Consider the following 12375-nt stretch of genomic DNA (forward strand, 5'->3'; position numbering starts at 1 on the left):
TTTGACCATGGCATACGACGAAACGGGCACCGACAGCGTTGCAGTCGTCGCAGTGGAGGGGCTGACGGCCGCCCAGGTCGCGGAGCGGGTGGCGGCGGGCAAGACCAACGACGTCCCGGACCGGGCCAGCCGGTCGGTGCGCGACATCGTGCGCGCCAACGTGTTCACCCGGATCAACGCGATCCTCGGGGTGCTGCTGATCATCGTGCTGTCCACCGGTTCGATCGTCGACGGCATGTTCGGCCTGCTGATCATCGCCAACAGCGGGATCGGCATCATCCAGGAAGTGCGCGCCAAGCGGACCCTCGACAAACTGGCGATCGTCAGCCAGACCAAACCGGTGGTCCGCCGCGACGGCGTGGCCGTCGCGATGGCACCCCGGGAGGTCGTGCTCGACGACATCATCGAACTCGGCGCAGGCGACCAGATCGTCGTCGACGGGGTCGTGGTGGAGGCGGCGACCCTCGACATCGACGAGTCCCTCCTCACTGGCGAGGCCGATCCCGTGCACAAGGACATGGGTCAGCAGGTGCTGTCGGGAAGTTTCGTCGCGTCGGGCAGCGGCTGTTACCGGGCCACGAAGGTCGGAGGCGACGCCTACGCCGCGAAACTCGCGGACGAGGCCAGCAAGTTCACGCTCGTGCACTCGGAGTTGCGCAGCGGCATCGACAAGATTCTGAAATTCATCACGTACCTGATGATTCCGGCGGGTCTGCTGATCATCTACAACCAATTGTTCTCGAGCGGCGAGTCGATCCGGCCCGCGCTCAACGGGATGGTGGCCGCGCTGGTGCCGATGGTGCCCGAGGGCCTGGTGCTGATGACGTCGATCGCGTTCGCGGTCGGGGTGATCCGGCTCGGTCAACGGCAGTGCCTCGTGCAGGAGTTGCCTGCCATCGAAGGCCTCGCCCGCGTCGACGTGGTGTGCGCCGACAAGACCGGCACCCTCACCGAGAACGGCATGCGGCTGTCCGAACTGCGCTGCGCCGACCCGTCCGACGCCGAACCCTCCCGCGCGGCACTCGCCGCGATGGCCGCGTCCGACCCCCGTCCGAACGCCAGCGTCCTCGCGATCGCGGAGGCCTTTCCCGACGCTCCCGGCTGGGGCGACGCCACCGCGGAGGCCCCGTTCTCCTCGGCCAAGAAATGGAGCGGCCAGTCCTACGGTGCCCACGGCAACTGGGTCCTCGGCGCACCCGACGTGCTGCTCGACCCCGGCAGCGACATGGCCCGGCAGGCGGAGGAAGTCGGCTCCTCGGGACTGCGGGTGCTCCTGCTCGGCAGTTGCGACGTCCCGGTCGACCACCCCACCGCGCCGGGTGCGATCACGCCGCGCGCGCTGGTGATCCTGGAACAGCGGGTGCGTCCCGACGCCCGCGGCACCCTCGAGTACTTCGCGAGCCAGAACGTGACCGTGAAGGTCATCTCCGGGGACAACGCCGTGTCGGTCGGCGCGGTGGCCGGATCGCTCGGACTGCCCGGCGGCGATCGTCCCGTCGACGCACGCGAACTGCCCGCCGACCGCGACGCCCTCGCCGAGACCCTGGAAACGGCCACGACGTTCGGCAGGGTGCGCCCCGACCAGAAGCGGGAGATGGTGGGGGCGCTGCAGTCTCGCGGTCACACCGTCGCGATGACGGGCGACGGCGTCAACGACGTGCTGGCCCTCAAGGACGCCGACATCGGCGTGTCGATGGGATCGGGCAGCCCCGCCACCCGCGCGGTCGCGCAGATCGTGTTGCTGGACAACAAGTTCGCCACCCTGCCGTACGTGGTGGGCGAGGGCCGCCGGGTGATCGGCAACATCGAACGCGTCTCGAATCTGTTCCTCACCAAGACCGTGTACTCGGTGCTGCTGGCGTTCCTCATCGGAATTACCGGTGTACTGTCACAGATCTTCCACTTCGAGCCGGTGCCGTATCCGTTCCTGCCGCGGCACGTGACGATCGCCGCCTGGTTCACCATCGGCATTCCCGCGTTCATCCTGTCGCTGGCCCCGAACAACGAGCGGGCGCGCTCCGGGTTCGTGCCGCGCGTGATGCGTCTCGCCGTGCCGTCCGGGGTGATCATCGGTGTCACGACGTTCATTTCGTACCTCCTCGTGTACGCGGGCCCGGATCAGACGGAGACGCAGAAGATTCAGGCGGGCACGTCGGCGCTCATCACCCTCATCATGATCGCCCTATGGGTGCTGGCCGTGGTCGCCCGGCCGTACGTGTGGTGGAAGCTGGTGCTGATCTTCGGATCCGTGGCGGGATACCTCATCCTGTTCGCGCTGCCGTTCACGCGGGAGTTCTTCAAACTCGATCCGACCAACGTGGGCGCCACCACCTCCGCGCTCGTGTGCGGGCTCGTGGGAGTGGTTCTCGTCGAAATCGGATGGTGGGTCACGGGCCGCCTGCACGGCGAGCATCGCCGCCTCTTCGCGGCGCCGGAAGATCTTCCGGGCGTGCACTGACCGGAGTACTGCTCGCGGCGATCCGAACGGTTGGCGTCGCCGAGTCAATGCTGTGAGACTGGGGGCACGGCGAGTGATCGGACTCGCGCGGACACTGCGTGCGCATGCACCGGAGGAGGAAGAACGATGAGTTTCGTCGACACACTGAAGGGCCTGCTGGGCAAGGGGAAGGAAGCCGCTTCGCAGAACGCGGACAAGGTTCACGGCGCCATCGACAAGGCCGCCGACGTGGCGGACAGCAAGACCGGGGGCAAGTACAGCGACAAGATCGACAAGGCCGCCGACGCGGCGAAGAAGGCTGTTCCCCCGAAGGAGTGAACCCTTCCCAGACACACCCGTGCGGGCCCCGGTTCTCGGACCGGGGCCCGCACGTGTCTTCGGCGATGACCCGCGCATCGCGGGCGGGCGCGGCAGAATCGGTGTCGTGAACGGCGTCCTCGTGCTTCTCGTCATCATCGTGGCCATCGCCGTGACGAGTTTCGCGAAGCGCCGCGATCTGCAGGCGCCGCTCGTCCTCGTCACCATCGGGTCGGTGGCGTCGTTCATCCCCGGGATGCCGCGGCTCGAACTGGACCCGGAAGCCATCCTCGGGGTGGTGCTGCCACCGCTGCTGTACTCCGCGGCGCTCAAGTTCTCGGTGGCCACGTTCCGGCGCCACCTCGCACCGATTCTGCGGCTGGGGATCTTCACCGTCCTGGCGACCGCGGTGGGCGTGGGCTTCTTCGCCAACTGGCTGGTTCCCGAATTCACGCTCGGCGCGGCGCTGGTCCTCGGCGCCGTGGTCGCGCCCACGGACGCGGTCAGCGCCGTCGCGGTCGGCCGAAGACTGGGTTTGCCGAACCGGGTGATCGCGATCCTCACCGGTGAGGGACTCGTCAACGACGCGACCGCGCTGACCCTGTTCGCCGTCGCCGTGTCCGCCGTCGTCGGGGCGGAGATTCCCGTGCCCCCCGTGGTGTTCTTCGCCTACGAGGTGGTCGGCGGGGTGCTGATCGGACTGGTGCTCGCAAAGATCGTCGAGTGGGTGCGGCACCGAATGTACGACTCGCCGCTGGAAACGGTGCTGGGGCTGATGCTCCCGTTCGCCGCGTACCTCGCGGCCGAGGAGATGCACGCGTCCGGGGTGCTGTCCGTCGTCGCCGCAGGGTTCCTGATGGGGCACAAGGCCACCGACGCGTCCGTCGCCACCCGAATCCAGGAGCGGTCGCTGTGGGAGAGCGTCGACCTCCTGCTCGAGATGTTCGTGTTCGCCTACATGGGGCTGCAACTGAGGTTCGTCATCGACGACGTCCGGGACCAGGGCCTGCCGGTGCACCACATCTTCTTCTACGGCTTCGCGGTTCTCGCCGTGGTCATGGCGATCCGCCCGGCGTGGATCCTGCTGCACTGGCTCCGCCGCCGCCTCGGGCTGGCGATCAGGACGCCGGGCGGATCGGTGGAACTGGGGTGGCGGGAGAGCGTCGTCGTGTCCTGGGCGGGAATGCGCGGGGTGGTCACGCTCGCCGCCGCGTCCGGTGTGCCCGTGGTGGTCGCGAGCGGGCAGCCGTTCCCGGGGCGCGAGGTGATCCAGGCGATCGCGTTCGTCGTGGCCGTCGGCACCCTGCTGATCCAGGGCGCCACCATGCCGCTGCTGATCCGGATGCTCGATCTGGCGGATCCCGACGAACGCAGGCGGGAGGAGGAACAGGTGACCCTGGCCCGCGCGATCTCCCGCGACGCGGGTGAACGGGCGCTCGTCGAATTCGCCGCGAACCCGCCCACGGGAGTCGACCGCGCGGCGGTCACCGACATCCTCGACCGGGTGCGGCGGTCGATGCGGGCCCGGCTGCAGGCCGAGGAGGCGGAGGACGCCGCCGAGAAGCAGCGGGCAGGCGCACTGTTCGACCACTACCGCCGCGCCGCCCTGCGCGCGCAACGGGAGGCGCTCATCGCCGCCCGCGATGCGGGCACACTCGACGACGAAGTGATGCGTAGCGTGTTGGAAGGACTCGATGTGGAGGAGGCCGCAGCCGAGGAGCGGGTGCGGAGACGTCGCGAATGAGGTGCGAGGTGGGTGTGCGTCCGGTGCGAACCGCCGTGGTCGCGCTGGCCGGTGCCCTGGCGCTGACCGTTCCCCTCACGCTGACCGCCTGCGCCACGGACGCGGCCTCCCCGGCCCCGCCCCCCACGACCTCGGTAGCCTCACCTGTTTCTCCACCCGTTGCCCCGGCGCCGACGGGCGACCAGCGGGGCGCGCTGATCAGTCAGCAGCCGGTGCCCGACATCGACCCGGCGATCACCGCCCTCGGCGCCACGGCCACCCGCGTCGTGTACCGGTCGACGTCCGGCGTCGACGGCGGCGGCGCGGAGGTGGTGGGCACGGTGTTCACTCCCGGCGGTCCCGCACCGGACGGCGGCAGGCCCGTCGTGACGGTCGGGCACGGCACCACGGGCGTCACCGACGAATGCGCCCCCTCGTCGTCGCCGACCCTGCTGGGCACCACGAACCTCGTCCGGCCGCTGCTGCAGCGGGGGTACGTCGTGACCGTCACCGATTACCAGGGCCTCGGCACCGACGGCCCGCACCCCTACCTCGAACCGGACACCGCCGCCTACGACCTGATCGACGCGGTCCGGGCGGCGCGCACCGTGGTGCCGGATGCGTCGACGCGCTGGGCGGCGATCGGAGTGTCGCAGGGCGGGCAGGCGTCGTGGTCCGCGGCCGAGCACGCCGGCGACTACGGCGACGGCCTCGAGTTCGTCGGCGCGGCGAACCTGTCACCCGCTGCCGACCTGTCGGGGATCGTCGCCGACGGGACCGTCGAACCACTGTCGTTGCCGCAGAAGATGTTCCTGCCGTACCTCCTCGAGGGACTGCAGGTGATCCATCCGGAACTGAACCCGGACGACTACATGCGCGGCGCCCTCGCCGCCACCCCCGACGTCACGCTGTCCTGCGTCGCCGCGAAACTCCAGGAGAAGTGGACGGTGGCAACCCGGCTCACCCCGGCCGACACGGGACCGCGGACGCCCGCCGACGCCGAGCGCATGCGGGGGTGGCTGCAGGACATCGCGCTGCCGAAGACCGGTGCGGGCGGACCGATGCTCGTCGTGGTGGGGGATCGGGACAACCTCATTCTGCCGCAATGGACTTCGCAGGCCGTCGACAACGCGTGCGCGCTCGGCGACGTGATCGAGTTCGACACCCGGCCCGGGGAGGGGCACGCGGACGGGCGGTCCGTCCCGGGGGCGGTGCAGTGGATCGCCGACCGCTTCGCCGGCGTGCCCGCGCCGGACACGTGCGCCGAGGGGGGAACACCGTGAAGAAGGCGGATCTCGAACGGCTGCGGGCGCTGTGCCTCGCCCCACCGGAGGCGACGGAGCTGATCGCCCGACCGGACACCGGCGAATGACGGGATCCGTCGTCGCCGTGGTGGCGTTGCTCGTCCTCGTTCCTCTCGTCACGTTCACCGCCGTGTGGCTGCGCGCCCGGCGCGAGTTGACGACGCCCACCGAGCGGGCCGTCCACACGACCCTCCACACCGCGTCGCTGGCGGCGCGCCCGTTGCGGCGGGGCCTCGACGAGACGTCGGCGGACGAGGCCGCACCGCATCTGCGTCAGCTGACCGGCGCGCAGGCGCTGGGCGTCTTCGACGCCGCCGGTGACCTGCTCGCGTGGAGCGGACCGCACGAGGCGATGACCGAACAACTACGCGACGCGGCGGCCCGCGCGGTCGACGGGGAACGCCGGGTGCTCGTGGCCTACGGCGGCCTCGTCCGGGGTGCGGGTGACAACGCGGTCCGCGCGCTGATCGCCCAGCCGCTGCTCATCGAGGCCACCGGGGTGGTCGGTGTGCTCGGCATCGTCACCACCGAAGACCCCGGGCCGGGCATGCTCGGCGCCGTCACCGAGGTCGCCCGATACGCGTGCAGCCAGATCGAACTCGCCGACCTCGACGCGTCCCGCGCCCGCCTCGACCGCGCCGAGGTCCGGGCGCTGCGCGCGCAGATCAGCCCCCATTTCATCTACAACGCGCTGAACACGGTGGCGTCGTTCGTCCGCACCGACCCCGACCGCGCCCGGGAACTGATCCTCGAATTCGCCGACTTCACCCGGTACTCGTTCCGGTCGGCGGGGGAGTTCACCCAGCTGGCCGACGAACTGCGCAACATCGACCGGTACCTCACCCTCGAACGCGCCCGGTTCGGCGACGCCCTCGCCGTGAAATTGCAGGTAGCGCCCGAAGTGCTGAACGTGGTGCTGCCGTTCCTCGCGCTGCAACCGCTGGTCGAGAACGCGGTCCGGCACGGCATCGCCGCCAAACCGGACGGCGGCACCGTCAGCATCGTCGCCGCCGACGAGGGCACCGACTGCGTGATCAGCGTCGAGGACGACGGCGTCGGCATGGACCCTGAACTGCTGCGGTCGGGGTCGCTGGACTCGGTGGCCGAATCCTCCGGGGTCAAGGAGGCGGCGCACGTCGGGCTCGCCAACGTCGACGACCGCCTGCGCGCCGCGTTCGGAAACGACTACGGACTGGTGGTGGAGACCGCGCCCGGCGCAGGCACCAAGGTGAGCATGCGCGTCCCGAAGTTCCGGCGGGGGATCTCGACGTGACCGGGAAGCGTCCGTGCGACGATTGCTCTCGTTGTGAACCACACTGACGACAGGTCTCCGGACGCACCCCTCACCGTGCTGGCCGTCGACGACGAGAAACCCGCCCTCGACGAGTTGGCGTTCCTGCTGCGCGCCCAGGACGCGGTCGGCGACATCCGGACCGCGGGCGACGCCACCACGGCGCTGCGCATCCTCCGGGACGGCGAGATCGACGCCGTCTTCCTCGACATCAACATGCCCGGACTCGACGGTCTCGAGCTGGCCGGGATCCTCGCGAACTTCGCGTCCCCGCCGCAGGTAGTATTCGTGACCGCCCACGACGACCGGGCCGTCGCAGCCTTCGACCTCGGTGCCGTGGACTACCTCCTCAAACCGCTGCGCGAGGAGCGGCTGGCGGAGTCCGTGCGCCGCATCGTCGAGGGGCGTCGCAGGCGCCTCGAAGCCGGGCCTCCCGCCCCCACCGACGAGGTGATCCCCGTCGAACTCGGCGGCATCACCACCCTCGTGCACCGGTCCTCCGTGGAATGGGTCGAAGCGGACGGCGACTACGCGCGCCTGCACACCGCGGACGGCTCCCACCTCGTCCGCATCCCCATCTCGGCGCTGGAGACGCGCTGGGCGGACGCCGGGTTCCTGCGGGTGCACCGCTCGTACCTCGTCGCGCTGCCGCGGGTCACCGGGATCCGGACCGTCGGCACCGGTCTGGTCGTGTGCCTCCGCGCCCATGGCGACAACCCGCCCGTCGAACTGCCGGTCAGCCGCAGACACACCCGGATGCTCAAGGACCGGCTGGTCCGGGCGCCGAAACAGACGTGGACGGCGCGATGAGTTCGCCCGAGCGGGTGCGGGTCGTCCTCGCCCAGCGTCGCGGGGCGCGCATCGTCCGCACCCGCGTCGAAGTGCAGGAACAGACCGCAGTCGGGGACGCGATGATCCGCGGCCTCGTCCGCACCCAACTCGTGCTCGCGATCCGGCTGGCGCTTCTCGCGGCGTGCCTGCTGTGCGCGGTACCGCTCGTGATGTTCCTGTTCCCGGCGTTGTCGAACGTGGCAGTGCTGGGAATCCGGCTGCCGTGGGTGGTCCTCGGCGCGCTCGTGTATCCGGTGTTGCTGACCACCGGCTGGATCTACGTGCGGCAGGCCGAGCGCAACGAGCAGGAATTCACCGACCTGGTGGACGACTGAGCGTCCCGTGCCCACCGACCAATCCATTCCCTGGCTGACCCTGGCAGGTCTCGCGGCCGCCGCGGTCGCGACGGTGGCCATCGGCATCTACGGAGTGCGGTTGGCGCGCACCACCTCAGACTTCCTCGTCGCGTCCCGCAGCGTCGGACCGCGGTGGAACGCCGCCGCCATCTCCGGCGAGTACCTGTCCGCCGCATCCTTTCTCGGCGTCGCGGGCCTGATCGCGAAATACGGCGCGGACGCCCTCTGGTACCCGATCGGGTTCACCGCCGGCTACCTCGGTCTGCTGCTGTTCGTCGCCGCACCGCTGCGACGGTCCGGCGCCTACACGGTGCCCGACTTCGCCGAGTTCCGGCTCGGCTCCCGCCGGCTCCGCACCCTGTCGATGCTCGTCGTCGCCGCCGTCTGCGCCCTGTACCTCGTCCCGCAATTCCAGGGCGCAGGACTGACCCTGAACATCCTGCTCGGTGTGCCCAGCTGGGTCGGGGCAGTCGTCGTCGGGGTCATCGTCATCGCCAACGTCGTCGGCGGCGGCATGCGGTCCATCACGTTCGTCCAGGCGTTCCAGTACTGGCTGAAACTCACCGCGGTCGCGATCCCGGCGCTGGTGCTGTCGGTGTACTTCTTCAACGATCACCACGAACTGGGTGCCGCCGCACCACCCACGGTCGGCGAGCAGACCACCGTCGACATCACCACCGACGTCGTCGTCCAGGTGTCCGAACCGGTGACGGTCGGCGGGTCGGGGACCATCGACGGCGTCGAGGCGACCGGTGACGTCCGGCTCGAACCGGGCGAACACCACCTCGGCGAGGGCACGACGATGACCCTCGAAGCCGGGGCGCCCGTCCCCGTGGTCGCGGGCGCACCCGCCGACAACTCCGACTGGATCGCCCCCGGCTGGGGATTCGGTGGCGAACACCCCATGTACCAGGTGTACTCGCTGATCCTCGCCACCTTCCTCGGCACCCTCGGGCTGCCGCACGTGCTGGTCCGGTTCTATACCAACCCCGACGGGCGGGCCGCCCGGCTGACGTCGCTGGCCGTGGTCGGGTTGCTCGGCGTGTTCTACCTCTTCCCGACGCTGCTCGGGGTGTTCGCGCGGCTGTACGTGCCGCAACTGCTCATCACCGGCACGTCCGACGCCGCGGTCCTGCTGCTGCCCGGCTCCGTCTTCTCCGGGTGGGCCGGGCAACTCCTCGCCGCGCTGGTGGCGTCCGGGGCGATCGCCGCGTTCCTGTCCACGTCGTCCGGCCTGCTCGTCAGCATCGCGGGGGTACTCAGCACCGACGTGCTGCGCGGCCGGATCCGGGACTTCCGGATCGCCGCCGTCCTCGCCGGGGCGGTGCCGCTCGCGCTGTCGCTGGCGGTGACGTCGCTGGACCTGTCGCGCACGGTGGGGCTGGTGTTCGCGGTCGCGGCGTCGACCCTCTGCCCGCTGCTCGTCCTCGGCATCTGGTGGCGTGGACTCACCGCAGTCGGGGCCGGTGCCGGGATGGTGACGGGCGGGCTCGTCGCCGGGTGCGCGGCCGGGATGTCGGTGTTCGGCGGCCTCACCGTCGACGTCTGGAACGGCTGGCCCGCGGCGATGGTCGCCTACCCGGCGGCCGTCAGCGTCCCACTGGCCTTCGTCACGATGGTGCTGGTCAGCAAGGCGACGAAGCGCCACATACCCGTCGACCTCAGCCGGATCTTCACCCGCATGCATGCCCCCGAGCGGCTCGATGTGGGCTCCGACCGCGAGGGGGAGCTCCGCTCCCCGTGAGCCTTTTTGGTAGCTCGAACAACCAGAAAGGCGCACGGGTGGCGGAGCCGCTCGTCGCGGTCGGGTGACCGTTCGCCGCACAGTCCGGCAGCTCGCCGTGTGACAGCCGCCACAGCCTGTTTCTGTGACTCACCTCTCACTAACGTCGGCACTCAGTTCACTTCACACGACCAAGGAGTCTGCAGTGACCACAGCCGACCTCAGTGAGGGCGCACCGCAGAAGCGGCGCACCCCTGATGCGCAAGCCTTCGTAGACATGCAGGCGAGCCCGGAGTTCCAGGAATTGCGGCACCGCCTGCGCAGTTTCGTCTTCCCGATGACGGCATTCTTCCTCGCCTGGTACACGGCCTACGTCCTGCTCGCCACGTACGCCCCCGAATTCATGGCCACCAAGGTGATCGGCAACGTCAACCTGGGCATCGTCCTCGGTCTCGGCCAGTTCGTGACCACGTTCGTGATCACCGCGCTGTACGTCAAGTTCGCCAACCGGGAACTCGATCCCCGCTCCGCCGCCATCCGCGAAGAGCTGGAAGGACCGCTCCAGTGACCACCACACTCGCCGCAGCCACCGACGTCGGCAACCCGCTCCTCAACATCGCCATCTTCGTGGCGTTCGTCGTGATCACGATGACCATCGTGATCCGCGCGAGCCGCACCACCAAGAAGGCCTCGGACTTCTACACCGGCGGCGGCCAGTTCTCCGGACCGCAAAACGGTTTCGCCATCGCAGGCGACTACCTGTCGGCGGCGTCGTTCCTCGGCATCGCCGGCGCCATCGCGGTGTACGGCTACGACGGCTTCCTGTACTCCGTCGGCTTCCTCGTCGCCTGGCTGGTGGCGCTGCTGCTGGTCGCGGAACTGCTGCGCAACACCGGCCGGTTCACGATGGCGGACGTGCTGAGCTTCCGGCTCAAGCAGCGTCCGGTGCGGATGGCGGCGGCGCTGTCCACGCTCGTGGTGTCGCTGTTCTATCTGCTCGCGCAGATGGCGGGCGCGGGCGGGCTCGTCGCGCTGCTGCTGAACATCGACGGCAAGGTCGGTCAGGCGATCGTCGTCGCGGTCGTCGGTGTGCTGATGATCGTCTATGTGCTGGTCGGCGGCATGAAGGGCACCACCTACGTGCAGATGGTCAAGGCCGTGCTGCTGGTCGCGGGCGCAGGCATCATGTTCTTCCTCGTCCTGTTCGCGGTGCGCGGCAACTTCTCCCAGCTGCTCGCGGACGCGCAGGCGACGGTCGCCGGCTCCACGAACGAGGCGATCGCGGGTCGCGACATCCTCGCCCCCGGCGCCAAGTACGGCATCAGCGCGATGAGCAAGCTCGACTTCATCTCGCTCGGCATCGCACTGGTCCTCGGCACCGCAGGCCTGCCGCACGTGCTCATGCGGTTCTACACCGTCCCCACCGCCAAGGAGGCCCGCCGCTCGGTGACCTGGGCGATCGGACTGATCGGCGCGTTCTACCTGTTCACGCTCGTCCTCGGCTACGGCGCCGCCAAGATGGTCGGCCCCGACGTCATCCTCGCCGCACCCGGCAAGGAGAACGCGGCGGCACCGCTGCTCGCATTCGAACTGGGCGGCACCATCTTCCTCGCCATCATCTCCGCGGTGGCATTCGCGACGATCCTCGCCGTGGTGGCGGGGCTGGCGATCACGGCGTCGGCGTCGTTCGCTCACGACATCTACGCCAGCGTCATCAAGCGCGGACATGCGTCGGAGGAGTCCCAGGTGCGGGTCTCCCGGATCACGGTCGTCGTGATCGGCCTCGTGTCGATCGTCCTCGGCATCCTCGCCATGGGCCAGAACATCGCGTTCCTGGTGGCGCTCGCCTTCGCGGTGGCCGCCTCGGCCAACCTGCCGACGCTGCTGTACTCGCTGTTCTGGAAGAAGTTCAACACCACCGGCGCCCTGTTCAGCATCTACGGCGGCCTGATCAGCTGCCTCCTGCTGATCGTGTTCTCCCCGGCCGTGTCCGGTAAGCCGTCGTCGATGTTCCCGACCGCCGACTTCGACTTCTTCCCGCTCGCCAACCCGGGCATCGTGTCCATCCCGCTGGCGTTCGTGCTCGGGATCGTCGGCACCTACCTCGGTCGCGGCAAGGCGGAGGATCCCGCCAAGCAGGCCGAGATGGAGGTCCGCTCGCTCACCGGTGTCGGTGTGGAGAAGGCCGTTTCGCACTAATGGCCTCCGGCCCCGTGAGTACTTGTCATCCCTGAAAAGGGGCGGGTAGTCAAGTGCTGGCATCTGGGTGTTTTGGTTTCGGGGCCTGTGGGTGGACGGCGTCGATCCGGGCCGCGGGGGCGGGACGCAGCGCCCGCAGCGTCAGCGAGGACGAACGGTCTCGGTCGGGAGCGGATCCGGGTCGAGGCAGACT

10 protein-coding genes are annotated in these 12375 nt (G+C 69.6%); all 10 read left to right on the forward strand.

The window, feature by feature from the left end:
- Positions 1–7 precede the first annotated feature (7 nt).
- The 10 genes from MLGJGCBP_RS35445 (at position 8) to MLGJGCBP_RS35490 (ending at position 12182) form a co-directional block, all read left to right on the forward strand.
- Entirely contained in the window at positions 8–2458 is a 2451-nt protein-coding gene (locus MLGJGCBP_RS35445) for an HAD-IC family P-type ATPase (RefSeq protein ID WP_160101635.1), read from the forward strand.
- Between the two features lie 126 nt (positions 2459–2584).
- Positions 2585–2776, forward strand: coding sequence for an antitoxin (locus MLGJGCBP_RS35450; RefSeq protein WP_015888853.1), 192 nt, complete (start codon positions 2585–2587; stop codon positions 2774–2776).
- A gap of 106 nt (positions 2777–2882) precedes the next feature.
- Complete coding sequence (locus MLGJGCBP_RS35455; protein WP_160101637.1) at positions 2883–4499, forward strand: Na+/H+ antiporter; 1617 nt, start codon at positions 2883–2885, stop codon at positions 4497–4499.
- Complete coding sequence (locus tag MLGJGCBP_RS35460; RefSeq protein ID WP_160101639.1) at positions 4496–5761, forward strand: lipase family protein; 1266 nt, start codon at positions 4496–4498, stop codon at positions 5759–5761. Before MLGJGCBP_RS35455 ends, MLGJGCBP_RS35460 begins: the two co-directional genes overlap by 4 nt.
- 85 nt (positions 5762–5846) lie before the next feature.
- Positions 5847–7055, forward strand: a complete 1209-nt coding sequence (locus tag MLGJGCBP_RS35465; RefSeq protein WP_087556875.1) for a histidine kinase — start codon at positions 5847–5849, stop codon at positions 7053–7055.
- 33 nt (positions 7056–7088) lie between these two features.
- On the forward strand, positions 7089–7883 hold the full coding sequence (locus tag MLGJGCBP_RS35470) for a LytR/AlgR family response regulator transcription factor (protein WP_160101641.1): 795 nt from the start codon (positions 7089–7091) through the stop codon (positions 7881–7883).
- Positions 7880–8239: a cofactor assembly of complex C subunit B gene (locus MLGJGCBP_RS35475; RefSeq protein WP_160101643.1), complete on the forward strand. Its 360-nt coding sequence runs from the start codon at positions 7880–7882 to the stop codon at positions 8237–8239. Before MLGJGCBP_RS35470 ends, MLGJGCBP_RS35475 begins: the two co-directional genes overlap by 4 nt.
- A 7-nt stretch (positions 8240–8246) precedes the next feature.
- A complete protein-coding gene (locus MLGJGCBP_RS35480) occupies positions 8247–10004 on the forward strand; it encodes a sodium/solute symporter (RefSeq protein ID WP_160101645.1) in 1758 nt (585 codons plus the stop codon).
- A gap of 184 nt (positions 10005–10188) precedes the next feature.
- The gene (locus MLGJGCBP_RS35485; RefSeq protein WP_160101647.1) at positions 10189–10551 is read left to right on the forward strand and encodes a DUF485 domain-containing protein; all 363 of its coding nucleotides are present in this window, start codon (positions 10189–10191) and stop codon (positions 10549–10551) included.
- On the forward strand, positions 10548–12182 hold the full coding sequence (locus MLGJGCBP_RS35490; protein ID WP_160101649.1) for a solute symporter family protein: 1635 nt from the start codon (positions 10548–10550) through the stop codon (positions 12180–12182). The genes MLGJGCBP_RS35485 and MLGJGCBP_RS35490 overlap by 4 nt, the downstream gene beginning before the upstream one ends.
- Positions 12183–12375: the final 193 nt, after the last annotated feature.

Source organism: Rhodococcus sp. T7 (assembly GCF_009872365.1).
Classification (GTDB): Bacteria; Actinomycetota; Actinomycetes; order Mycobacteriales; family Mycobacteriaceae; genus Rhodococcus_F.

Coding starts and splice junctions, on each gene's coding strand:
- MLGJGCBP_RS35445 (WP_160101635.1), top strand. CDS start 8: ATGGCATACGACGAAACGGGCACCGACAGCGTTGCAGTCGTCGCAGTG.
- MLGJGCBP_RS35450 (WP_015888853.1), top strand. CDS start 2,585: ATGAGTTTCGTCGACACACTGAAGGGCCTGCTGGGCAAGGGGAAGGAA.
- MLGJGCBP_RS35460 (WP_160101639.1), top strand. CDS start 4,496: ATGAGGTGCGAGGTGGGTGTGCGTCCGGTGCGAACCGCCGTGGTCGCG.
- MLGJGCBP_RS35465 (WP_087556875.1), top strand. CDS start 5,847: ATGACGGGATCCGTCGTCGCCGTGGTGGCGTTGCTCGTCCTCGTTCCT.
- MLGJGCBP_RS35475 (WP_160101643.1), top strand. CDS start 7,880: ATGAGTTCGCCCGAGCGGGTGCGGGTCGTCCTCGCCCAGCGTCGCGGG.